The 24103-nt window shown below is 61.7% G+C and carries 18 protein-coding genes, 1 tRNA gene and 1 riboswitch; of the genes, 13 read left to right on the top strand and 6 right to left on the bottom strand.

The features are described 5' to 3' along the window. Positions 1-6 precede the first annotated feature (6 nt). The gene (locus tag F6X24_RS05735) at positions 7-3051 is read left to right on the top strand and encodes a TonB-dependent receptor domain-containing protein (RefSeq protein ID WP_191906475.1); all 3045 of its coding nucleotides are present in this window, start codon (positions 7-9) and stop codon (positions 3049-3051) included. Positions 3052-3153: 102 nt separating this feature from the next. After that, positions 3154-4278, top strand: a complete 1125-nt coding sequence (locus F6X24_RS05730) for a lysylphosphatidylglycerol synthase transmembrane domain-containing protein (RefSeq protein ID WP_229725377.1) — start codon at positions 3154-3156, stop codon at positions 4276-4278. A gap of 35 nt (positions 4279-4313) precedes the next feature. Here F6X24_RS05730 and F6X24_RS05725 read toward each other — a convergent pair whose 3' ends face one another. Then, positions 4314-4724 (bottom strand): copper resistance protein NlpE, encoded by a 411-nt coding sequence (locus F6X24_RS05725; protein WP_151087098.1) that lies wholly within the window; start codon positions 4722-4724, stop codon positions 4314-4316. A 178-nt stretch (positions 4725-4902) separates the two neighbouring features. Between F6X24_RS05725 and F6X24_RS05720 the strand changes: the two genes are divergently transcribed. From F6X24_RS05720 to metX, 3 genes are all read left to right on the top strand, one after another. Further along, entirely contained in the window at positions 4903-5202 is a 300-nt protein-coding gene (locus tag F6X24_RS05720) for a LysM peptidoglycan-binding domain-containing protein (RefSeq protein WP_151087097.1), read from the top strand. Between the two features lie 222 nt (positions 5203-5424). Then, positions 5425-5540: riboswitch (SAM riboswitch) on the top strand. A 362-nt stretch (positions 5541-5902) separates the two neighbouring features. Beyond that, the gene (locus F6X24_RS05715) at positions 5903-7288 is read left to right on the top strand and encodes an O-acetylhomoserine aminocarboxypropyltransferase/cysteine synthase family protein (protein ID WP_151087096.1); all 1386 of its coding nucleotides are present in this window, start codon (positions 5903-5905) and stop codon (positions 7286-7288) included. Between the two features lie 83 nt (positions 7289-7371). After that, a complete protein-coding gene (gene metX / locus F6X24_RS05710; RefSeq protein WP_151087095.1) occupies positions 7372-8409 on the top strand; it encodes a homoserine O-acetyltransferase MetX in 1038 nt (345 codons plus the stop codon). Between the two features lie 61 nt (positions 8410-8470). On the opposite strand, the gene F6X24_RS05705 is transcribed toward metX, so the two are convergent. Beyond that, complete coding sequence (locus F6X24_RS05705; protein WP_151087094.1) at positions 8471-9712, bottom strand: carboxylesterase family protein; 1242 nt, start codon at positions 9710-9712, stop codon at positions 8471-8473. A 148-nt stretch (positions 9713-9860) separates the two neighbouring features. Here F6X24_RS05705 and F6X24_RS05700 point away from each other — a divergent pair, with 148 nt between their 5' ends. Continuing rightward, complete coding sequence (locus F6X24_RS05700) at positions 9861-10763, top strand: S66 peptidase family protein (protein WP_151087093.1); 903 nt, start codon at positions 9861-9863, stop codon at positions 10761-10763. 13 nt (positions 10764-10776) lie between these two features. On the opposite strand, the gene F6X24_RS05695 is transcribed toward F6X24_RS05700, so the two are convergent. After that, on the bottom strand, positions 10777-11214 hold the full coding sequence (locus F6X24_RS05695; protein ID WP_317132522.1) for a hypothetical protein: 438 nt from the start codon (positions 11212-11214) through the stop codon (positions 10777-10779). Positions 11215-11357: 143 nt separating this feature from the next. Here F6X24_RS05695 and F6X24_RS05690 point away from each other — a divergent pair. Further along, a tRNA-Thr gene (locus tag F6X24_RS05690) sits at positions 11358-11430 on the top strand. Between the two features lie 445 nt (positions 11431-11875). Further along, entirely contained in the window at positions 11876-13426 is a 1551-nt protein-coding gene (locus tag F6X24_RS05685; protein WP_229725375.1) for a family 43 glycosylhydrolase, read from the top strand. Between the two features lie 24 nt (positions 13427-13450). Here F6X24_RS05685 and uxuA read toward each other — a convergent pair whose 3' ends face one another. Together uxuA and F6X24_RS05675 are read right to left on the bottom strand one after the other, a co-directional pair. Next, complete coding sequence (uxuA, locus tag F6X24_RS05680) at positions 13451-14617, bottom strand: mannonate dehydratase (protein WP_151087091.1); 1167 nt, start codon at positions 14615-14617, stop codon at positions 13451-13453. Positions 14618-14673: 56 nt separating this feature from the next. After that, the gene (locus F6X24_RS05675) at positions 14674-16536 is read right to left on the bottom strand and encodes a glycoside hydrolase family 2 protein (protein WP_151087090.1); all 1863 of its coding nucleotides are present in this window, start codon (positions 16534-16536) and stop codon (positions 14674-14676) included. A gap of 133 nt (positions 16537-16669) precedes the next feature. Between F6X24_RS05675 and F6X24_RS05670 the strand changes: the two genes are divergently transcribed. The 5 genes from F6X24_RS05670 to F6X24_RS05650 all read left to right on the top strand — a co-directional run bounded on the left by F6X24_RS05670 (position 16670) and on the right by F6X24_RS05650 (position 23054). Continuing rightward, positions 16670-17989 carry a glycoside hydrolase family 2 TIM barrel-domain containing protein gene (locus F6X24_RS05670; protein WP_229725373.1) on the top strand — a complete coding sequence of 440 codons (1320 nt, stop codon included), beginning with the start codon at positions 16670-16672 and terminating at the stop codon, positions 17987-17989. A gap of 83 nt (positions 17990-18072) precedes the next feature. After that, the gene (locus F6X24_RS05665; RefSeq protein WP_151087089.1) at positions 18073-18996 is read left to right on the top strand and encodes a cation diffusion facilitator family transporter; all 924 of its coding nucleotides are present in this window, start codon (positions 18073-18075) and stop codon (positions 18994-18996) included. A 45-nt stretch (positions 18997-19041) separates the two neighbouring features. Continuing rightward, the gene (locus F6X24_RS05660; protein WP_151087088.1) at positions 19042-20241 is read left to right on the top strand and encodes an amine oxidase; all 1200 of its coding nucleotides are present in this window, start codon (positions 19042-19044) and stop codon (positions 20239-20241) included. Between the two features lie 110 nt (positions 20242-20351). Then, complete coding sequence (locus F6X24_RS19310; protein ID WP_151087087.1) at positions 20352-20843, top strand: methylated-DNA--[protein]-cysteine S-methyltransferase; 492 nt, start codon at positions 20352-20354, stop codon at positions 20841-20843. Positions 20844-20921: 78 nt separating this feature from the next. Then, positions 20922-23054: a prolyl oligopeptidase family serine peptidase gene (locus F6X24_RS05650; RefSeq protein ID WP_151087086.1), complete on the top strand. Its 2133-nt coding sequence runs from the start codon at positions 20922-20924 to the stop codon at positions 23052-23054. Between the two features lie 73 nt (positions 23055-23127). On the opposite strand, the gene F6X24_RS05645 is transcribed toward F6X24_RS05650, so the two are convergent. Next, on the bottom strand, positions 23128-24021 hold the full coding sequence (locus F6X24_RS05645; RefSeq protein WP_151087085.1) for an alpha/beta hydrolase: 894 nt from the start codon (positions 24019-24021) through the stop codon (positions 23128-23130). Positions 24022-24103: the final 82 nt, after the last annotated feature.

Here is a 24103-nt window from a genome sequence, read left to right as displayed (position 1 = left end):
AATTTTATGAGCAAGAATACGCTACCCACAGCTGGGTTCCTTACCGCTGTTTTATTAGCCAGCCCCTTGCTGGGCTACAGCCAGGCCGGCGGCCGGCCGGCCACAACGGCCGCCGCGCGCAGCACGGCGGGCCGGCTCTCGGGCACCGTAACCGATGCTGCTACGGGCAAGCCGGTATCGTACGCCACCGTGAATGTAATCAACCCCACCACCAATAGCCCCGTGAACGGTGGCGTGGCGGGCGACGATGGCAAGTTTGTCCTGCCCGTGCCGGCCGGTACCTACCGCGTGGAGGTAAGCTTTATCGGCTACCAGACGCAGGTCCGCAACAACATAGTGGTTCCGGCCAGCGGGGGCAACGTGGCCCTGGGCACGGTAGCGATGGCCGCTGCGGCCCAAAAGCTGGGCGAAGTAGTGGTAACCGGCAAAAAGCCGCTCATTGAGGAGCGCGTAGACCGTACCATCTACAACGCTGATGTGGACAAAACTACCGCCGGCGGCGATGCCACCGATGTGCTCAAGCGCGTGCCGCTGCTGAGCGTGGACCTGGATGGCAACGTGAGCCTGCGCGGCTCAAGCAATATTCGGGTACTGATTAATAACAAGCCCTCGACCATCGCGGCCAGCAGCGTGGCCGACGCGCTGAAGCAGATTCCGGCCGACCAGATTCAGACCGTGGAGGTGATTACCTCGCCCTCGGCCAAATACGATGCCGAAGGCTCGGGCGGCATTATCAACATCGTTACGAAGAGTGACAACCTGCGAGGCGGCTCGCTGGGCATCAATACCAGCGCGGGCATGCGGGCCAGCAACCTGGGCCTGAACGGCAACTACCGCAACGGCAAGTTTGGCGTCTCGCTGGGCGGCTTTGGGCGCACCAGCTACAATCAGCCGGGCAGCTTCGAGAACACTCAGAATAGCATCAGCCTGACCAATGGCGACCGCACCACGGTGGAGCAGTCGGCCGATACCCGGCGCCGCGATGCCTTTGGGCGCTACACGCTGGGGCTGACCTACGACTTCGATAAGCATAACTCGCTGGCCGGCTCGCTGGCCTACGGCGTGCGCAACTCCGACAACTACCAGGATGGGTTGCTGAGCCGCATTGGCACTAACGGCGGCTCGCTGACCGCCAACTCGCTGCGCGATGTGGTTTCGACCAATCAGTCGAACACCATTGATGCTAGCCTCAACTTTACCCACACCTACCAAACCGAGCAGCGCGAGCTGAGTATACTGACACTGTTTAGCCGCAACAATCAGACGAACAACTTCACCAACAGCGTATTTGACCCCAGCGACCTGTCGAAAGGCAAGTATCTCGGCCAGCTGGGCAACGACAACAACAGCTACAACCAGGAATCCACCGCCCAGCTCGACTACCAGACGCCCACCGTCAAAAATCAGCTGCTGGAGCTCGGAGCCAAGGACATCGTCCGGCGCGTGAGCAGCGACTACAGCTACTTCTACGACCCGTCGTTGCAGCCACCTGCCGGCAGTGCCTCGCTCAACAACTCGTTTCTCTACCGCCAGAACATAACGGCCGCCTACGCCACCTACACCATCGGGCTGCCTAAAGGCTTTACCCTGAAACCGGGCGCGCGCTTCGAGTACACGACCATTTCGGCCGACTTTACCAATAACAAAGGCGTGCTCACCAACACTGCTATTCCCAACTACGGGGTGCTGGTGCCGAGCGTCAACTTTTCGCGCAAGCTGGAAAACGGCAACGTGCTGAAGCTGTCGTACAACCGCCGTATTCAGCGGCCATCGCTGCAGTTCCTCAACCCCAACGTGCAGGCCAGCAACCCGCTCAACGCCTCGGCCGGTAACCCCACGCTGCGGCCCGAGTACACCAACAACTACGAGCTGGGCTACAGCACCACCGTAAAGCAGAAGGTGAATCTGAACCTGACGGCCTTCATGCGCAATACCACCGGCGCTATCCAAACCGTGCGGGTGCCCCTGCCCGACTCACTCAACCCCAACCACATCCAGGGCGCGCTGCTAAGCACTTTCCGCAATGCGGGCACCGAAAACGCTTATGGCGGCAGCTTCTTCGCGGGGGCCAACTCGGGCAAGCTCTCGCTCAATGCCAGCACGGATGTATACTATGCCGTGCTGCGCAACAACGATGAAAGCAAGCTCTATAACTCCAGCAACCAGGGCTTTGTGATAAATGCCCGGGCCTTCGGCTCCTACGACCTGGGCAACAGCTATTCGCTGCAGCTCTTTGGCTTTTACCGGGGCCAGCAGGTGCAGCTCCAGGGCTACCAGAGCGGCTTTGGTATCTATAGCCTGAGCTTGCAGAAGAGCTTTGCCGAGAAGCGGGGCAGCATCGGCTTCGGGGCGGAGAACTTCTTCACCGGCCAGATTCGCATCCACACCGACGTTTCGACGCCTTATGTCGACAGCTACGAGTACAACGGCACGAACGTGCCCATCAACGGCCCGGTGCTGACCCAGAACAGCACCAACGTTATTCATAACCTGAACTTTAAAATTAACTTCAGCTACCGCATTGGCAAGCTGACGGCCGGCGACACCGGGCGCCGCGGCAAGGGCGTCAACAACGACGACCTGAAAGAAGGCGGCGATACGGGTGGTGGCCTGGGCGGCGACCTGGGCGGCGTCGGCGCTGGTGGTGCTGGTGGTGCCGGCGGCCAGGGAGGCGGCCGGCCAAACGGCCAGGGTAGCGGACGCCCCGGTGGTTATCCGGGCGCCGGGCAGCGGCCCGGCGGCGGGGGCCGTCCGGCCAGCGCTACCGACTCCACGCGCCGCACCATTCCGGCCGACTCGCTCCAGCAGTTGCGTAACCAGGCGGCCTACCCGGCGGGCACTACCGGCCGCCCGGCTTCCGCCGCGCCCGGCGCTACAACTCCGGCCAGCCCTGGCCTGCCCGCTACCCAGCAGCCCGCCGACAGCTCGGCCGTGAAGCCCCGCACGCCGGCCGCCGCGCCCGTCAACAGCACGCCGGCCAATGCGCCCTCGCCGGGCACTACCTCGCCGGGCGGCATCACCCCGGCGGGTAGTCCAGGCGGGCGCCCGTAGCCGGCCACTTGCTTTAATGCTCTGATTAAAAAGCCCTGCCGCAGCACTTGCGGCAGGGCTTTTTCAGGAGCCGGCAAGCGGGCCGGGCAAGCGGCAGTATTTTTGCCCGACCTTTCCCTGCCTATGCTGCCAGCCTCGCCTACTCCGCCCCCAGCCCATGCCCGCCAGGAAGCCGACTTAATGCGGCAGCTTCGGCCGTCGCGCATTGTGCTGCCGGCGCTGATTGGGCTGAGCGTAGTAGCCTTTCTGTTTTGGCGCTCCTACAAGCCCGGCGACCTCGCCCCGCTGCTTCATGCCAAATGGCAATGGCTCTTTATCACGCTGCTGGTGCTCTGGGCCCGCGACCTGGGGTATATATATAGAATACGCAGCATCTCGGAGCGCGAGCTAAGCTGGCGGCAGGCCTTTTCGGTAATTGTAGTCTGGGAGTTTGCCTCCTGCGTGCTGCCTTCGGCCGCGGGCGGCACGGCGGCCGCGCCGGTCATTCTCACCCGCGAAGGCATTCCGCTGGGCAAAGCGCTGGCCTACACCATCGTAACGGCTTTCCTCGATAACCTCTACTATGTCCTGATGGTGCCCCTGGTGGTGTGGCTCGCCGCCGATGGCCTGTACCCGCACGGCCTGCAGTCGGCATTTGTGCAAACGCTACGGGTACTATTCATTTTCAGCTATGTAGCCGTGTCGGCCTACGCGGGCCTGCTTCTTTACGCCTTGTTTGTGAATCCGCATTCGGTGCGGCGGTTGCTGGTGCGGCTTACTTCCCTGCGGTTCATCCGGCGGTTTCGGCGGCTGGCTTACCGCCAGGGGCAGGAAATGGTTAATGCCTCGGCCCAGCTGCGCGATGCGGGCGCGGCCTACTGGTGGCGGGCCTGCCTGAGCACGGCTTTTGTGTGGACGGCCCGCTACGCCGTTATCGGCTGCCTCATCGCCGCTTTCGCCCCCATGACTACCGGCACCTTTCTGTTCATCTTCGCCCGCAACATCACCTACAAAGTTATTCTGCTGCTGGCCATTACGCCGGGAGGCGCGGGCATTGCCGAAGGCGCATTTCCGACGTTCTTCGGCCGCTTTATGGGCACGGCTGCCATGACGAGCTTCCTGGTGCTGCTCTACCGCATCGTGACGTACTACTTCTACCTGGCGCTGGGTGTGGCCTACCTGCCCCGCTGGCTCGCTGGCCGGGGCCATAAAAAAGGCCCCGCCCCGATAACGGAGCGAGGCCAATAGGCGGGCATAAGCCCTTCGTAATCAGCCAGTACGTGCTACTTTGCTTTCAGCATCAGCTTGGCCCCGCTGGTGCCTACCAGCGTCAGCTTGCTGTCGGTCAGGGTTTCTACGTTAAACGTGTTGCTGGTAGGGCTGCCCTCAGGAGTGAGGGTAATGGTTTTGGCGGCCTGGTCGAATGTGTACTTGCCGCTTTGCGTGCCGGCATACGTGCCATTCGAGGCAAAGCTTATCTCCATGTCCTGGGCAGCGGCATCCTGCTTCACTTTATCGCCGGCGGCATCGGTCTGCTTGTCGGTTACCCACACTTTGCTGCTTGAGCCGTAGAGCATGCTCACGCCCTCCACTTTGCCTTTATCGCTGCCACAAGACGAAACCATAACTAGCAAAGCCAGCACACTCAGCAGCGAGGCAAAATAAGACCGGAAAGAAACGGGTGAAAGATTCATGAGAAAAGGGGAAAGGGTGTGAAGAAAAGCGGCGTTGGTATGGCTGTGCTTACGCATCCTTATTTTTTTAGTTATCCGTGGTAACCCTATCAGTCCGCCGCCGTAAAAAGCTCACCAAGGCACCCTGCCCGCCTGGGCATTCTGTTCTCTTTCACACTCATTTAACTGCACTTGTCGCATGGGCCTGCTCGATTTTTTAAATAATGAGGGTGACAAAAAGCCCGCTGCCCCCGCGCAGCCGGCTGCTGGCACCGGCGCTGGTACCGACTTTTTCGGTAACAACGCGGCTGGGGTTACCCCTGCCGCTGCGGGCACTACCTACACGGTTGTAAGCGGCGACTCGCTCTCCAAGATTGCTAAAAACCACTACGGCGATGCCGCCAAGTGGCACCAGATATACGAGGCCAATCAGGCCATCATCGGCAGTAACCCCGACCACATTGAAGTGGGCCAGGAGTTAACCCTACCTAGTATCTAGGTACTTTTTGCAGAAAAAAGGTGAGAAAAGCCACTCCAGCATTGGGGTGGCCTTTTTGTTTATAAACGACCCCGGTCTTCCCGGCCCTGTTTCGGATGTTCGCCGGCTTTTCAGAATTATTCCGCAGCTTTCAGCAAAAAAATTTGCGCAACCGGTCGCTGCCCCTATCTTTGCGCTTACCAAACCGGTACTCCCCCGCAGCAGGCGGGGCAGTTATTGTAAGTTTTATACAGAAGCGGCGAGAGATTAGGCTCCCTGACCCGCTGGCAACCTTCACTAGCTGAAAGGTGCCAATTCCTACCCCGGCAGCTGCCACGCAGCCCGGGGGGCTATAAATCGAGTACCATGCCACACGCATTCTCCTCCGCTGTCTTCCCCGCTTCCGGCACTTTCGTGCGCGGCCGCGGCCACCGTTCCCCTTCTGCTTTGGCCGGCTCTGGCAGCCCCGCCCGGCGAATGCGAATGTGCTGTTGTTGCCAAGGCTAAGCCTTTCGGCCCGGCACTCCCTTTCCTTCTTCGCGGGTACTAATTACTGCGGGCCGTGCGTGAGCAGGCCGGCACCGGGGCGCGCTGCGCCACACACCGTTAGTTATGCGCCTCATAATCAGCTTTTTGATTACGGAAGAAGTTTTCCGAAAGTAGTAGCCAGGCTTTCTCTACCTGATTTCCAGCTTACTCACTTTTTAATTTCTTCCCCCTCATGGCTACGCAGAAACTGCATTTCGACACCCTTCAGCTGCACGCCGGGCAGCAGCCCGACCCCACCACTGGCTCGCGGGCAGTGCCCCTGTACCAGACTACCAGCTACGTGTTTAAGAACGCCGAGCACGGTGCCAACCTGTTTGCCCTGAAGGAGTTTGGCAACATCTACACCCGCTTGATGAACCCTACTACCGACGTATTCGAGCAGCGCATTGCGGCGCTCGAAGGCGGCGTGGCGGCGCTGGCCGTGGGCTCGGGGCAGGCAGCACAGTTTATTGCCCTCAACAACATTCTCCAGGCCGGCGACAACCTGGTTTCCAGCTCGTTCCTCTACGGGGGCAGCTACAACCAGTTTAAGGTGGCTTTCAAGCGCCTGGGCATTGAGACGCGCTTTGCCGACGGCGACGACGCCGACAGCCTGGAAGCACTCATTGATGAGAAAACGCGCGCTATCTATGTCGAAACTATTGGCAACCCCAGCTTCAGTGTGCCTGATTTTGAGCGCATTGCAGCCGTGGCCAAAAAGCACGACCTGCCGCTGGTAGTTGATAATACCTTTGGGGCGGGCGGCTACCTGTTCCGGCCCCTTGAGCACGGCGCCCACATTGTGGTAGAGTCGGCCACGAAGTGGATTGGCGGGCATGGCACCAGCATTGGGGGCGTGATTGTGGACGGCGGCACCTACGACTTCGGCAACGGCAAGTACCCGCAGTTTACCGAGCCCAGCGAAGGCTACCACGGCCTGGTTTTCAACGATGTGTTCGGTAAAAACGGACCGTTTGGCAATATTGCCTTCATCATTCGCGCCCGCGTGGAAGGCCTGCGCGACTTCGGCCCGGCTATTAGTCCGTTCAACTCCTTTTTGCTGCTGCAAGGCGTCGAAACCCTGAGCCTGCGCGTGGAGCGCACCGTAGAAAACGCCCTGAAAGTGGCGCAGTGGCTGGAGCAGCACCCACAGGTGGCCAGCGTCAACTACCCTGGCTTGCCCAGCAGCCCGCACCATAAAAACGCGGCCAAATACCTGAAGCGGGGCTTCGGCGGCGTGCTGTCGTTTGCGCTGCACGGCAGCAAGGAAACTGCCTCTGCGCTTATCGACAACCTAAAGATTATCAGCCACCTGGCCAACGTTGGCGATGCCAAGACGCTCATCATTCAGCCTTCGGCTACCACCCACCAGCAGCTGAGTGAGCAGGAGCAGCTGGCCTCGGGCGTGACGCCGACGCTGCTGCGCCTATCGGTCGGCATCGAGCACTTCGAAGATATTCGGGCCGACCTGGAGCAGGCCATAGCCGCCGCTACCAAGGCCGCCCCGCAGGGCGAGGCCGACGAAGCCGCCGCTGTTCCGGAAGCGGTAGCCGAGCACGCCCAGCCGCTGGAGGTGTAGCCCGAGTTGCTGGCCCGCAGTGGGCACGGAGGCTTCTGAAAAAGTCCCCGTGCCCGCTGCGGGCTACGTTATTTTGTTAGTATATGAAAAATAATATATTATTACTACCGGACCCTTTCCCTCTGGAAAGCGGCGCGACGCTGGCCGGCGCTCGGGTAGCCTACCGCACCTGGGGCCAGCTCAACGCGGCCCGCGACAACGTGGTGTGGGTGTGCCACGCCCTTACGGCCAACGCCGACGTGCTGGACTGGTGGGCCGGCCTATTCGGAGCAGGCTGTTTTTTTGACCCGGCTAACTGGTTTATCGTGTGTGCCAACGTGCTGGGCTCGTGCTATGGCAGCACTGGCCCCCTCAGCCCCGACCCCGCTACCGGCGCCCCGCGCTACGAGGAGTTTCCTTTGCTCACCATCCGCGACCTGGCCGCCGCGCATGAGGCGCTGCGCCAACACCTGGGGCTGGCCCGGATTCATACGCTCATCGGTGGCTCGCTGGGCGGGCAGCAGGCGCTGGAATGGGCCGTTGCGCAGCCCGAGGAGATGCAGCACCTGGCCGTTATCGCTACCAATGCCCGGCACTCGGCTTGGGGCATTGCCTTCAACGAAGCACAGCGGCTGGCCATCGAAGCCGACCCTACGTACCTGGCGCACGCTGAGCAGGGCGGTAGCGCGGGCCTGCGCGCAGCCCGCGCTACCGCCCTGCTCAGCTACCGTGGCTACGAGGCGTACAGGGCCACCCAAACCGATGAGGCCGACGACCCTCGCCTGCGCGACTACCGCGCCAGCAGCTACCAGCGCTACCAGGGCGATAAGCTCGTGGCCCGCTTCGATGCGTATAGCTACGTCGCCCTTAGCCGGGCCATGGATACGCACCACCTAGGCCGCCAGCGCGGTAGCGTGGCCGCCGCGCTGGCCCGCATCCGGGCGCGCACGCTGGTTTTGGGGATTACATCCGATGTGCTGTTTCCGCTTAGTGAGCAGCGCGAGCTGGCAGCCGGTATTACCGGGGCCACCTACGGCGAGTTGGACTCTGGCTACGGGCACGACGGCTTCTTACTGGAAGTCAACCAGATAGCCCAGCATCTGGAACACTTCTATGCCGCGCAGCTCGCGGCGGCTGAGTAAGCGGCACCGGAAATCCAAAAGGATTTGAGTGGGGAAAAGCACGAGGCTTTATTCGCCGCAGCTACTCGAATACCACCCGCGTGGGAGTTTGCCCGGCAAACCGCAGCGAGTAGATACCGGGGGCCAGACTGCCGCGCAGCAGCTGCAGCTGCTGGGACTGGGGCTTCAGCTGCTGCACTACGCGGCCGGTCAGGTCGATTAGCTGCGCTTCGCCGAGGTCGCGCCAGTTTTCGGGCAGGGCAAGCTGCACCGCGTCGCGGGCGGGCGTGGGATAGGCGAAGGCAATAGGCACCGCCGGACTGGCCGTACGCGTTGCCAAAGCCGTACCGGGCAGCCGCAGCAGCGGCCGTAAAAAGTCGCGCACGGTCCAGAAAACCGTGTCGGCGTAGGCGGCATTGGTTTCAAAAGGAACGTGGTCGGCCCCTTTTAGCGGCCGCAGGGTATTGCGGATGCCCACTGCCGTAGCGCGGGGGTTGAGGCGACCGCTGCCATACACATACTTAGGTGGCAGCAGCGAGCCAATGCGGCCCTGCAAATACGGAACCGTCGCATCGCGGGTGCCGTGTACGCTGCATAGCGGCGCGTTACCGGGCTCTATGATGTTCGGGCTTTCGGTAGCGCCGCTTAAGCTGAGCACGGCGGCCACGGCGTTGCTGTAGCCGGGGTTGCCGCTGGTGCCATCCACGCCCCCCAGCGCCGTGAGGTCGAGGTAGCTGGGCACTTCGCTGGCTTTATCGAGATAGCCGGTTTCGAGGGCCGCAAAGGCGCCGGCCGACGAGCCGCTCACAATAATGTAATTACTGAATACTCGATACATACGCGCCGTGGCGGCATCTTTGCGAAAGAACCGCACGGCGGCTTTCATATCCTGGGCTCCCCGCAGGGCGGCCTGCGCAATCTTGGGCGTATCGGCCGGCGCGGCAAAGCCCGTGAAGGCAAAACCAAGTCGGTATTCGATGCTCGCCGTCACGTACCCCAGCCTGGCCAGGCGGGTGCAAAAAGCTACCGGGTAGCTATCCATTTTGCTGCCCGCTACAAAGCCGCCGCCGTGGGCAAAGATGATAAGCGGCCGGCGCTTTACGGTATCGCCGGCGGGCTCATAGATGTCCATCATCAGCTGCTGGGTAGTGCCATCATACTTGGTAGCCGAGCCGTAAGCAACGTTGCTCGTGACGGTTACATTCGAAAAAACCGGCCGGTAGTAGCGCCCGCCGGTGGTGTCGATGGGTGCCAGCTGGGCCGAAGCCAGGCGCGGGGCTGCCCCCAGCAGAAAAGTCAGTAAAAAGTAGAGCAGTCGTTTCATAGAGATAAATGTCGCCGCTGCGCGACCAGCCTGAGCGTGAGAAGAGTAAAAAGGTCCGTAACTGCCAACGGACGTTTTGTACGCAAGGTTGGCCTGCTGGCTAGGGTTTGTGTATGAACTTTGGCCCCTCAGCTTCTACGACGTGTTTATGCCCTCAATTGCTCCTCCTTTTTTGCAAGCCGGCCAGCGCGTGGCCATCGTGGCCACGGCCCGCAAAATCAGCACGGCCGAGGTCAGCTTTGCCCGCCAGCTACTCACCAGCTGGGGCCTGGAGGTAATATTGGGCGAGAGTATTGAGGCTACCCACCACCAGTTTGCCGGTGAGGATGCGCTGCGCCGCCGCGACTTGCAGCGCCAGCTCGACGACCCCGGCATTCGGGCCATCTTGTGCGCCAAAGGTGGCTACGGCACGGCCCGGCTGGTCGATGAGCTGGACTTCAGTCGCTTTGCCGAAAGCCCGAAATGGCTAGCCGGCTTTTCGGATATTACCGTGCTGCACAGCCATTTACTGCGCCTGGGCTACCAGAGTATTCACAGCGTGATGCCGGGGCTGTTTGGCCAGGCCGGGGGCGAGGCTGCTGTGCAAAGCCTGCGCCGCGCGCTGTTTGGCGAGCCGCTTCGCTACGACGCTCCGGCGCACCCGCTTAACCGGGCCGGCACCGCCCAGGGCGAGCTGGTAGGCGGCAACCTCAGCCTGTTGCATACGCTCACGGGCACTTCTTCGCAGGCCAGCTTCACGGGGCGCATCTTATTTCTCGAAGACCTGGATGAGTACCTCTACCACATCGACCGCATGCTGCTGCACCTACACCGCAGCGGGCAGCTAACTGGCCTGGCCGGACTGGTAGTCGGCCATTTTTCGCAGATGCGTGACAACGCTATTCCTTTCGGCCAGACGGCTTATGAGATTATCGACCACTACGCCCAACGCTATAGTTTCCCGGTAGGCTACGGCTTCCCTACCGGCCACGAAGCTGATAACCAGGCCCTGATAATAGGCCGGGCCGCCACCCTCACGGTAGGCTCCACGGGCAGCCACCTGCTTCAATAGACTTTTTCCTATATTATTTGCGCGCCTTCCGCAGGGCCTGGGCCACGGCACCGGCTACCAGCCCACCAAAGGTGTACCAGGCTACGGTCATGGCCTGGGTTTGGGGCGTGCGGTTGCTGGGGGCCTCGCCCAGGCCCAGTGGGCCGGGCAGCAGCACGCCTCCCACCCCGGCCGCTGCGCCCAACAGCAGCCCGCGCCGCAGGCTATGCCTGCCACTACCTACTACGGTGTAGTATAACCCGTTGCTTACTATATCGCCGAGCATAGTGGCCGTGTAGAGCGTACCGCCGTCGGGCTGGGGCAGGTCGGCCAGGCCCAGTACTTTGCGCAGGCCGCGCTCGCCGAGCACATCCATGCGTGGCGCATCCTGGGGACGCAGGCGGCGGGCGGTTTCGTGCAGCAGCGTAAGCGCGGCGGCCCCGGCAAAGCCGGCCGCCAGAGAAGGCAGCATTTTCATAGAGGTTATGTAAGGAGTTTCCAGTGTCAGACGTACCACAGGCAGCGGGGTTGCGTAAAATTTCGGCAAGGGTTGCGCCGCGACCAGCCGGCACCCTATATTTGCAGCCCAAACGGCGCAGGCCGGCCCAGGGAAATGCCGATTTAGCTCAGCTGGTAGAGCAGCTCATTCGTAATGAGCAGGTCGTTGGTTCGAGTCCAATAATCGGCTCACATAGCAAACCCGGAAAGCAACCTTCGTTTAGAAGCTGCTTTCCGGGTTTTTGCGTTTGAGTCATTTGGCACGAACAGGGGTGCATAAGGTGCTTATTTCTCGGCGTCACGACACCGTTGACAAACCATATTTCTTGAGAAAATTAAAGTTTTATTATGCTGAATACTAATTCCGAAAAACGTGTTTTCAGCAGCAGCTATACTTTTACTGAATTTGGCGGCCAACTGGTATTTAAGTAAAAACATGCCTAAAATAGCTGACTTCCGGCCTTTTACTCGGCTAGTCAGCTAGCAGAGCCATTATTTCAACGATAATTCAGGAGTTTTGAGCGAGAAACAGCAACGCGCTCGCTTGGCGTTTGCGGCTTGGGTGTATGTTTGTAACCTGAAAAGGTGTTCCCACCCCATCCTGTTTTCTTTCTATTCTTTTTTGCACTCCTCCCGTGTCAATCGAACTAGAACTCGCCTCTGCTCTGGCCGCTGCTCCCGGCTTTTCGCCCGCCAGCCGGCCCGCTCCCACCCGCCCCAGCTACGACCAGGTTGTGCTGCCCGGCGATTACCCCGACCCGACCGTTTTTAAGGTGGGCGATACCTACTGGGCCAGCGCTACTACGGCCGAGTGGGGTGCCATCTTCCCCCTGTTTACTTCTAAAAACCTACTGGACTGGGAGCTGGTTGGCCACGTTTTCCCCGATAAGCTTCCCGATTGGGCGGGCTCCAACTTCTGGGCCCCCGAGTTTTACCAGGAAAACGGCCGCTTTTACGTGTACTACACGGCCCGCAAGAAAGGCGGGATGCTGTGTGTGGCCGTGGCCAGCGCCGACCGCCCCGAAGGGCCTTACCACGACCACGGCCCGCTGGTGGGCCAGGAAGCCGGCTCTATCGACGGCTTTGCCATGCCCGATGAGCACGGCGACCTCTACCTCATCTGGAAGGAGGATGGCAATAGCATTCAGCAGGATACGCCCATCTGGGCGCAGCGCCTCAACGACGAGCGCACCGCCCTTATCGGCGAAGCTACCGAGCTGTTTGGCAACGACGCCAGGTGGGAAGGCCCGCTGGTAGAAGGCTCGGCGCTGGTGCGCCACCAGGGCTGGTTCTACATGTTTTACGCCGGCAACAGCTGCTGCGGCAAGGGCTGCAACTACGCTACCGGCGTGGCCCGCTCGCGCCACCTGCTGGGGCCCTGGGAAAAATATTCGCAAAACCCTATATTAAGCAGCAATACCACCTGGAAATGCCCCGGCCACGGCACAGTAGCCGAGCTGGATGGCCGCTGGTTTTTGCTGCACCACGCTTATTTTGCCCAGAGCCACGAGTTTGTGGGTCGGCAGGGCCTGCTTAGCGAGTTTACCTGGAATGCCGACGGCTGGCCCGAGTTTGTGCGGCGCAGCCCGCAGGCCCTGCCCATTACCGATATGGGCCGCCTGCATATTGCCGAAGAATTTGCCGGCGCAGAGCTGGGCCTCGAGTGGCAATGGCCGCTGGGGGCAGCGCGCCCGCGCACTGCCGTGCACCAGGGCCAGCTGCGGCTGGGGGCGAGCCCGGTACGGCTGGGGGCGGTGGTGGCGCGGCGCACGCACGTAGCCTCTTATAAAGCCGCTACAACCCTCCATTTTGCCGATTTGCCGGCTGATACCTTCGCGGGCCTGGCCGCGGTCGGCGACCCTTACAACGCCCTGGCTCTGATGGCCGGCAACGGGCAGCTGCAAGTGTGGCACCTCAAAAGCGGCAAGCAGCACTGCCTGGTGCAGGAATTTGTGGCGCCCTGCGCCACCATTACCCTGCGCCTCGAAGTGTGGGGCGGGCAGCGCTACCGCTTCGCTTACAGCACCGATGGCGCTACCTGGCAAGCCCTACCCACCGAAAATTTTACGGTTAATGGCACCTACCTGCCGCCCTGGGACCGGGGCGTGCGCGTGGCGCTGGTAGCCCAGGGCGCCGAGGACAGTACGGTAGTATTCAACAACTTTATCATGCGCAGCCAGCGCTAAGCTGGCTGCGCATGAGCTTGCCTTTTAGAATGCGGCGCGCGTAATGCCCAGCTCCAGGCCGCGCAGCTCGGCCAGCCCGCGCAGGCGGCCGATGGCCGAGTAGCCGGGGTTGGTTTGCTTGTGCAGGTCATCGAGCAGCTGGTGGCCGTGGTCGGGGCGCATGGGCAGGCGCACCTGGCGCTGCTGCATCACGGCAATCAGCTCGCGCATCACGGCGTACATATCTACATCGCCTTCCAGGTGGTTGGCCTCGTAGAAATTGCCCTCCGCATCGCGCTGGGTGCTGCGCAAGTGAATAAAGTGAATGCGGCCGGCAAACTGGCGCACCATGGCGGGCAGGTCGTTGTCGGGCCGCACGCCAAACGAGCCGGTGCAAAAGCACAGCCCATTGCGCACCGAGGGCACCGCGTCGAGCAGGGCCTGCACGTCGGAGGCGGTGCTTACCACCCGCGGCAGCCCCAGAATGGGGTAGGGCGGGTCGTCGGGGTGCAGGGCGAGGTTCACGCCCACCTCCTCGGCCACCGGCACAATAGCCTGCAAGAAAAGTATTAGATGGTGGCGCAGCCGGGCGGCATCCATGCCCTGATAGGTATCGAGCGCCGTCTGAAACTGGGCGAGCGTAAAGCTTTCCTCGCTGCCCGGCAGGCCGGCAATCACGTTGCGCTCCAGCTGCTGGCGCTCGGGCGCGCTCATGGCCGCCAGGCGCGACTCGGCGCGGGCCAGCTCGGCGGCGGAATAGTCGTGCGCGGCGCCCGGCCGCCGGAGCAGCAGCGCATCGAAGGCGACGAAGGCGGCCTTTTCAAAGCGCAGCGCCCGCGAGCCGTCGGCCACCGGAAAAGCCAGGTCGGTGCGCGTCCAGTCGAGCACTGGCATAAAATTGTAGGTAACCGTGTAGATGCCGCAAGCCGCCAGGTTACGAACAGACTGCTGGTAGTTCGCAATGTAGTGCTGGTGGTTGCCGGTGCGGGTCTTGATGTTTTCGTGCACCGGCACGCTCTCGACAACGCTCCACGTCAGCCCGGCCTGGCGAATAATCTCCTGGCGCTCACGGATATCGGCCACCGGCCATACTTCGCCATTCGGGATATAGTGTAAAGCAGATACTACGTCGGTTGCGCCGGCCTGGCGGATATCGGCCAGGCTTACCGGGTCGTTGGGGCCAAACCAGCGCCAGCTTTGAAGAAGAGGCATGAGGAGTATGCGTATGTTTAATCGACCGTCCGGCTTGCCTGGTCAGACCAGCAATCTTAGTTAGCGTCGTATTTCAGGGCCTGCTGGCGGTAATATTCCTGCAAGACAAAAAACGCTTTCTTCTTCGTGCCATCACTGGAAATCAAGCCTTTCCGATTGAAGCCCTGCTGAAACACCGGGTGCTGCCGGCGGGTGGCCCGAAAGTCGGCCAGAATCCAGGGCGTCATGCCGCGCAGGCCAGGGATGCCACTCAGCATTCGGAGCTGATTTACGTAGAGCGCTTCCTGGTACTCCTCGCTCCAGCGGGTGTCGGCATCGCCGTGGTAGCCGGCCAGCGCATCGCCCCCAAACTCGCTGATGATAACGGGCTTATCGTACTTAATAGCGAACTTGAACTGGGTAATCTCGCTGGGCTTGCCGCCCCAGTACCAGCCGGCATACTCGTTGAAGCTGGTGAGGTCCAGCTCGGCCCCGAGCGGGTCGTCCACGGTCACGGCGTAGCCATCGCGGCGCAGCTCCAGCGCCGCCGACACCAGGCGGGTATCGTCGAGGCTGCGCGCTTTGTGCACCAGGCTGGTCATAAACTTGAGGCGCGGCGCGCTGGGCGGCGTTTCATTGCCCACCGACCACACCCCGATGCTGGCGCGGTTTTTTCCCACCGAGATGAGGTCAGTGAGCTGGGCTTCGGCGTTCTGGTAGGTGGCCGGGTTTTCCCAGGCAATGGTCCAGTACACCGGCACTTCGGCCCACACCAGCAGGCCCATCTCGTCGGCCAGGCGCAGCATAATTTCGTTGTGGGGGTAGTGGGCCAGGCGCACGTAGTTGCAACCCAGCTCCTTGGCCCAGGTCAGCAGCATGCGCAGGTCGCCCTCGCCCCGCGCCCGGCCCGGAATGAGCGGGTTCTCATCATGCATCGAAATGCCGCGCAGGAATATGGGCTTGCCATTAAGCAGAATATCCTGGCCCCGCGTCTGGATGGTGCGGAAGCCGATGCGGTCCTGCACCACGTCGGGGCCACTGGCCAAGCTCACGGCATAGAGCTTCGGGCGCTGGGGCGACCACCGCTGGAGCTTTTTAGCCGGCACGCGAAACGTGGCACGGCCGTCGGTGTCAGTTTTGAGAGTTTGCCGAAGGCCGGCCTCGGCGATGGTGAGCGTAACCGTCTGGCCGGCCCGCTCATCGCCAGCGAGCTGCACGTAACCGGCCAGCGTGGTCGGGTCATTTTTGGCCAGCTGCACCTGGTAGTCGGCAATGTACGTGGCCGGCGTTTCGGCAATAAACACCTCGCGGGTGATGCCGCCGTAGTTCCACCAGTCGGTATTGATGGTTGGCACGGCGTCGGCGTGGCGGGTATTATCGGCCTTGACAATGACGAAGTTATCACCCGTCTGGCTCAGCTTATCGGTGATGTCGTACTGAATGGGCGTGAAGCCGCCCCGGTGCATACCCAGCTTTTTGCCATTCAGGTAGATATGCGCCTCGTAGTTGACGGCCCCAAAATATAGAAAATACCTTTTATTTGCCTTCGGAGTCAGCGTAAAGCTCTTTTTATACCAGATGGTGCCTTCGTAGTACAGCAGCCTGGAGTCCTGCGAGTTCCAGTCGCCGGGCACCTGCAGCGTGGCCGCCTGGTCGAAATCATACTCAATCAGCTCGGGCTGCTGCTTCGAGCTGGGCTTTTGGTTGTCGTAGTAGCCGCCCTTACCCGAGGGCGACTGGTCGAAGGCCTCGCGGCGGTAGTCGTAAAACCCTGTCTCGTACGGGTCAATGATGTAGTTCCAGCGTCCGTCGAGGCTGAGCACGCTTCGGCCGGAAGCATGCTGGAGCAGTGGAGTCTGGGCCCGCAGGGGGCGGCCCGTGAAGGTGCTGGCAAGCAGCAGTACTGCGGTGGCCGTCCTTAGCAGGAAAGAGTAAGTCATGGAAAAAAAGGCGGGCAGTGACAGGCAGTTCCGGTATCTCCTCAGCACCGATGGCTGGCCTTGTATGGCAGAAAGTTGTTTAAAATTAAGGGCTGGGCTTTGCCAGGAGCGGCAGAGCTGTTTTCTTTACCCCATGTCAATGCCTGAAATTACTTCTTCTGCTGGCTTCAGCCGGGTGCCGGGCTTGCTGGTGCTGGCCGGGCTTTTGCTGATTACCACCGTCCGGGCCGTGCCGCCGGGGGCGGTAAAGGTCGAAATCAGCCATGCCAATGGCCGCTACCAGCTCCTGCGCGCGGGCAAGCCTTACTTTGTGCGCGGCGCGGGCGGCAGCCAGTTCCCGGAGCGCATTGCCGCCTACGGCGGCAACTCCATCCGCACCTGGAGCACCGCCGAGGCCCCGCAGGTATTGCAGGCCGCTCATGCCAATGGCCTGACCGTGATGATGGGCCTCGACGTGGCCCGCGAGCGCCACGGCTTCAACTACGACGACCCGCAGGCCGTGGCAGCGCAGCTCCAGAAGGTTAAGGCCGAAGTACTTAAGTACAAAGATGACCCGGCCGTGCTGCTGTGGGGCATCGGCAACGAGCTGAACCTGGAGTACACCAACCCCAAGGTGTGGGACGCCGTGAACGACATCGCCCGCATGATTCATGAAGTCGACCCCAACCACCCGACTTCGACCGTCCTGGCCGGCCTGAATGCCCGCGAGGTAACCCGCATCAAAGCCCAGTGCCCGGCGGTTGATATTTTGTCTATCAACACGTACGCGGGCCTGGCCGCCATTCCGCAGCAGGTGCGCACTACCGGCTGGACCGGCCCCTACCTCGTAACCGAGTGGGGGCCCACCGGCCACTGGGAAAGCCAGCAGCTGCCCTGGAAAGCCGCCGTGGAAGAAACCAGCAGCCAGAAAGCGGCCGTCTACAAAAGCCGCTACGAGGCTTCTGTAGAGCAGGACAAAACCCAGTGCCTGGGTACTTACGTGTTTTTGTGGGGCCAGAAGCAGGAGCGCACGCCCACCTGGTACGGCATTTTTACGGAAGACGGGCAGGAAACGGAAGTGGTCGACGTGATGCAGTACCTGTGGAGCGGGCACTGGCCCCGCAACCGCGCCCCACACCTGGCCTCCCTGCGCCTCAACGGCCGCCAGGCCGCCGATACCGTGTACCTGAAAGCCAGCCAGCCCTATCCGGCCGCGGCCGTCGTCACCGACCCCGATAAGGACCCGCTGACGTATCGCTGGGAGCTGCTGCCCGAAAGCACCGACCTCAAAAACGGGGGCGACCGCGAGAGTCGCCCCGCCCCGATTGCGGGCTTGCTGTCGGCCGAAAGCGCCGGCAAGGCGCAGCTGCAAGCGCCGGCCAAGGCCGGCGCCTACCGCCTGTTTCTGTACGCGTCGGATGGCCACGGCAACGTCGCAACCGGCAATATTCCTTTTTATGTAAAGGCGCAATAAGGCTGCGCCAGGTTTCTTCCATCCGTACCGAAAGCCGGCCGGGCCCAACCTCGCCCCACCCGGCGCGTACATAGGGGCTTCCTATGTCAGCATCCTCTTCTTCCAAGCTCTCCCTTTATGGCGGTATTGCCGCCAACGTAGCCATTGCCGTCAGCAAATTTGTAGCGGCCTACCTCACCGGCTCGTCGGCGATGCTCTCCGAAGGAATTCACTCACTGGTTGATACCGGCAACGGTGGCCTGCTGCTGTATGGCCTGAGCCGCAGCCAGCGCCCGGCCGATGAGCAGCACCCATTCGGCCACGGCAAAGAGCTGTATTTCTGGGCGTTGATTGTGGCTGTGCTCATTTTTTCCATTGGCGGCGGCATGTCTTTTTACGAAGGCATCCAGCACCTGCGGCACCCTGAGCCGCTCGAAAACCCACTGTGGAACTATATAGTACTGGGGGTATCTATTTTTTTTGAGGGCGCCGCGGCGTGGCTGGCCATTCGGGCCCTGCTGGAAAAGCGGCTGGCCGGCAGCAGCTTCTGGCACACCCTGCGCACGAGCCGCGACCCGGCCGTGTTTGCCTCGGTGCTCGAAAACGTGGCGGCCGTAGCCGGCCTGCTCGTTGCCTTGCTGGGCGTATACCTGGGGCACTTGCTCCGTAACCCCGCGTTCGACGGGGCGGCGTCCTTGGTCATCGGCCTGCTGCTGATGGGCGTGGCCGTATTGCTGGTGTCGCGCACCAAAGCGCTGCTGGTGGGCGAAGGCATCACTGCAGAAGCCGCGCAGCAGGTGCTGGCGCTGGCCCGCCAAACGCCCGGCGTAACGCTGGTGCGCCCGCCCCTGACGATGTACCTCGCCCCCGACGATGTGGTGCTGGCGCTCGACGTGGAGTTTGATGACCACCTCACGGCCACCCAGGTTGAGGGGGCGGTAGAAGCCGTGCAGGACGCCATCCGGACTGAGTTTCCGGAGTTTAAGCGCATTTTTATTGAAGCCAAGTCGCTGGCCGGGCGCGTATAGCGCGGGTGGTTTCCAGCTCCCTGGCCTCTATTCATTCTTTTGTATATGAAACCATTACGAACAGAAACACCCTTTAAATCCTTTTGGTGGGGCGGCTACGAGTGTACCGACCAGCTCAACGCCTTTGGCAACCGGGTCGACTTTCTGCCCCTCACCGGCCACCTGCCGCTGCTCGACGAAGACTATGCCGACCTGGCGCAGTTCAACGTCAAGACCGTGCGCGAGGGAATTCGCTGGGCGATGATTGAGAAAACGCCCTACCAGTACGACTGGAGCACGGTAAAAGTCATGCTTGATGCGGGGCAGCGCCACGGCATTCAGCAGGTGTGGGACTTGTGCCATTTCGGCTACCCCGACGACCTGACGCCGCTGCACCCCATGTTTGCCCGGCGCTTCGCGGCGCTCTGTCGGGCATTCGTAGACTTTTACCGCTCGGAGCGGCCCGAGGGTACGCTCATCGTGACGCCGATTAACGAAGTAAGCTTTATGTCGTGGCTCGGCGGCGACGCCCGGGGCACCTCGCCCTACTGCGTGGGCCAGGGCTGGGAGGTAAAGTACGGCCTGATGCGTGCCTACATCGAAGGCAGCTGGGCCCTGCGCGAGGCCGACCCCGGCATTCGCTTTCTCAGCACCGAGCCCCTCATCAACATCGTGCCCCCGCCCAACCCCTGGCTGAGCCACCAGCGCGAAGCCAGGCGTATGCACCGCGACCAGTTTCAGGCCACCGACATCCTGGCGGGCCGCCTGTGCCCCGAGCTGGGCGGCCACGAAAGCCTGCTCGACATCGTGGGCTTCAACTACTACTACGACAACCAGTGGCAGCTGCATCCGCACCGCCACCTGGGCTGGAACGACCCCGTAATGGACCCCCGCTGGGTGCCGCTGAGCGAGCTGCTGGCCCAGGCTTATAAACGCTACAAGCGCCCTTTCGTGGTAACCGAAACCAGCCACCCGGGCGTAGACCGTCCCCTGTGGTGGCAGATGATTGGCCGCGAGTGCGCCAAGACCCTGAGCAAGGGCCTGCCGCTGCTCGGGGCTTGTATTTACCCCATCATAGACCGCCCCGACTGGGATTTCCTGGACAACTGGCACCGCTCGGGCCTCTGGGATGCTGAGCTGCGGCCCGATGGCCCACCCCGCCGCGTGCTGCACGAGCCCAGCGCTGAGGCACTGCGCGCCGCCCAGGCGATGGTGCAGCAGGCGCAGCCCACTAGGGTGAAAGCCGCCCAGCTCGTGCTGGGCTAAGAAGCCAAAACACTCTTTTTCAGGACTTACATAAGATTACCTGCTGGGCGGGCTATTTTGTGTAAGTCCTGTTTATTTCTACGCCTCCTCTTGCCTTACCTTGCGGCCTTATGGACGCGCTCGCCTATCTGCACTCTCCCATTGGCACGCTGGCCCTGCACGCTTCCGATGCGGGGCTGCACGCCGTGCAGTTTCTTGACCCGGACGCGCACGCCCCGACGCCCGCCGCTGGCCTGGCGGCTTGCCTGCAAGAGCCCTACCGCCAGCTGCAAGCGTATTTTGGCAGGGAGCTGCGCGAATTTGACCTGGCCTGCGCCCCGCGCACCGGCACCGATTTTCAGCGGCAGGTGTGGGCCGCGCTGGGCAGCATTGCCCACGGCCGCACTGCCTCATACCTCGACATAGCCCAACGCCTGAACAACCCGAAATCGGTGCGGGCCGTGGGCGCGGCCAATGGCCAGAATCCGCTGGCTATCGTGTGGCCCTGTCACCGCGTTATCGGGGCCGATGGCTCGCTTACCGGCTACGCGGGAGGGCTGGCGCGCAAGCGCTGGCTGCTGGCCTTCGAGCAACCTCAGCGCCAGGGCGCACTCTTTGGCTGACAATTGTTTTCGGGCTTTTTTGTGACTGTCTTTTACAAACGCAGCACAGCAGTTGAGTTTCCTCTTTCCCTTTTTTCTATGAAATACCTTTTCCCGACTTTCGCGCTTGCGCTGCTGGCCGCCGGGCCGGCCGTCGCGCAAACAGTAGCTACCATCAAGCCCCTGCCCTACCCACAGACGCGCAAGGTGGATACCGTCACGACGTACTTCGGCACCAAGGTGGCCGACCCCTACCGCTGGCTCGAAAACGACCAAGCGGCCGATACCAAAGCCTGGGTGCAGGCCGAAAACCGGGTGACGCAGGATTATCTGGGTAAAATCCCTTACCGCGAGGCCATCCGCGAGCGGCTCACCAAGCTCTGGAACTACGAAAAATACTCTTCGCCTACCAAGGAGGGCAAGTACACCTATTTCTCGAAGAATACCGGTCTGCAAAGCCAGTACGTGCTGTATAGGCAGCTCGGCGCGGGCGCGCCGGAGGTGTTCCTCGACCCGAATACGTTCTCGAAAGACGGCACCACTTCCCTGGCCGGCATCGAGTTTACGCACGACGGCAGCCTGGCCGCCTACCAGATTTCGGAAGGCGGCTCCGACTGGCGCAAGGTTATCGTGCTGCGTACCGCCGATAAGCACATCGTGGGCGATACGCTCAAGGACGTGAAATTCTCGGGCCTGGCCTGGAAGGGCAACGCCGGCTTTTACTACAGCAGCTACGACAAGCCCAAGGCCGGCAGCCAGCTGGCCGGTAAAACCCAGATTCACAAGCTCTACTATCACCAGCTGGGCACGCCGCAAAGCACCGACAAGCTGATTTTTGGTGGTGAGAAAAGCCCGCACCGCTACATCGGGGCGCACCTCACGGAGGACGAGCGCTTCCTCGTCATCACCGGCGCGAATACCACCAGCGGCAACGAGCTGTACGTGCAGGACCTGAGCAAGCCCGGCAGCGCCATTGTGAGCGTAGTGCCCGACGAGCAGAGCATTTCGCACGTGGTGGAGAACGTGGGCAGCAAGCTCTACATCTACACCAATTACAAAGCGCCCAACTTTCGGCTCGTAACGGTGGAGGCCACCGCGCCCAGGCAGGCCAACTGGCACGACCTCATTCCGGAAACCAAGAATGTGCTCAGCGTATCGACCGTGGGCGGCAAAATTTTCGCTACTTACCTCAAAGATGCGACCTCGCTGGTGGAGCAGTACGATATGAGCGGCAAGAAAGAGCACGCCATTCAGCTGCCCGGCCTGGGCTCGGCCAGCGGCTTCAACGGCAAGAAGGCCGAAAAGGAGACGTATTACACGTTTACGTCTTACATCTATCCGCCCACCATTTTTAAGTACAACATTGCCACGGGCACATCGAGCGTGTACAAAAAGGCCGGCGTGGCCTTCGACCCCAGCAAGTTTGAGTCGAAGCAGGTGTTTTACACCTCCAAGGACGGCACCCGCATTCCGATGCTGCTTACCTATAAAAAGGGTCTTGTGCTGAACGGCAAAAACCCCACGCTGCTCTATGCCTACGGCGGCTTCAATATCAGCGTCACGCCCAGCTTCAACACGTCCAATATCATTTTGCTCGAAAATGGCGGCGTGTATGCCGTGCCCAACCTGCGCGGCGGCGGCGAGTATGGCGAAACCTGGCACCTGGCCGGTACCAAGCTCCGGAAGCAGAATGTGTTCGACGACTACATAGCCGCTGCTGAATATTTAATCAAGAATAACTATACCTCGAAGGACTACCTCGCCATCTCGGGCGGCTCGAACGGCGGCCTGCTCGTGGGCGCTACCATGAGCCAGCGGCCCGAGCTGTTTAAGGTGGCTTTCCCGGCCGTGGGCGTTATGGATATGCTGCGCTACAACCAGTTTACGGCCGGCGCGGGCTGGGCCTACGACTACGGCACGGCCCAGGACTCGCCCGAGATGTTTCAGTACCTCTACAAGTACTCGCCCTACCACGCCCTCAAGCCGGCCGTGTACCCGGCCACGCTCATCACCACCGCCGACCACGACGACCGCGTGGTGCCGGCGCACTCGTTTAAGTTTGCTTCGCGCCTGCAGGAAGACCAGCAGGGCCCGGCCCCGGTGCTCATCCGCATCGAAACCAAAGCCGGCCACGGCGCGGGCCGCTCCACGGCCCAGGTTATCGGCGAGCAGACCGACAAGTGGGCTTTCCTGTTCGAGAATATGGGCCTGAAGTACCCCATGGCCCAGTAGCGCACGGCTGCGAAAGCGCCTATTTTTAAACCTCATGCTGCGCGGTGCGCAGCATGAGGTTCTTTTTGGGGCCTTACTGAGCTAATCTTTCCAGCTCGGCATACAGCTGGTTTTTCTCAAACAAGAGCTGCGTCACCATCCCGATATGCTTCTTGCCGGGCAGCACGGTGTAGCGGGGTGCTTCGCCCAGCTGCGCCAGCCGCTGCCGGAACTTCTCGCCGCTGCTGCTAATACTTGGGTACGTATCGCCGCCGATATATATACTAAACGCCGGAGCCCCGGCCCGCATATGGTAGAGCGCCGAAGCCTGCCGCCACACCGCCGGGTCTTTGCTGAAGGGCACCAGGTACTGTGCATCATTAGGATACTGCATCTTGGTGAGGTAGTCGAGCATGTCGAGGCCGGCCGGGTCGTCGAGCAGCACCGCGTGGGCGGCGTGGGCGGGCAGGCCGTGCCGGGCCAGCAGCGTATCGGAGCCCGTGGCCAGCAGCGCGGCCAGCCCGCCCCCGGCCGAGTGCCCCATGAGGACGATGCGGGCCGGGTCGCCGCCATACGCGCTAATGTGCGCCACCGTCCAGGCCAGGGCGCGGGCACAGTCGTCGGCCTGCTGCGGCACCAGCACCTGCGGCGCAAGCCGGTAGCTGATAACCACGCCCACAAAGCCCCGGCGGGCCAGCCGCCGGCCAATAGCCCGGTACAGAATATCGTCTTTGCTGCCGCTGTTCCAGCTCCCGCCATGAATAAAAAGTACCACCGGCCGGGCCGCCGCGGCTTTTTTGGTAGGCTGGTAAATATCGAGACGGTGGCGCCTGGCGTCGAAATCGGGGGCGGAGGCCGCTACGTAGGGCACATCGGCAATGCGGTGGCTGCTGCGAGCCACGGCCCACTCGTTGGCCAGCAGCAGGGTTACGGTAGCCAGCAGCAGGCCCAGCGGCGGTAGGGCGAGCCGGCGAAAAGAAAGCTTCATAAAGGGCTGAAAAGCCGGCACGGCCGGGTGGTAACCAGGCACTCTTAACACGCCGGTAATAGTAGTTGTCGGGCTTTCTACG

Origin of the sequence: Hymenobacter baengnokdamensis (assembly GCF_008728635.1) — a bacterium.
GTDB classification, from domain to species: domain Bacteria; phylum Bacteroidota; class Bacteroidia; order Cytophagales; family Hymenobacteraceae; genus Hymenobacter; species Hymenobacter baengnokdamensis.
This window is presented reverse-complemented; position numbering and strand designations above follow the sequence as displayed.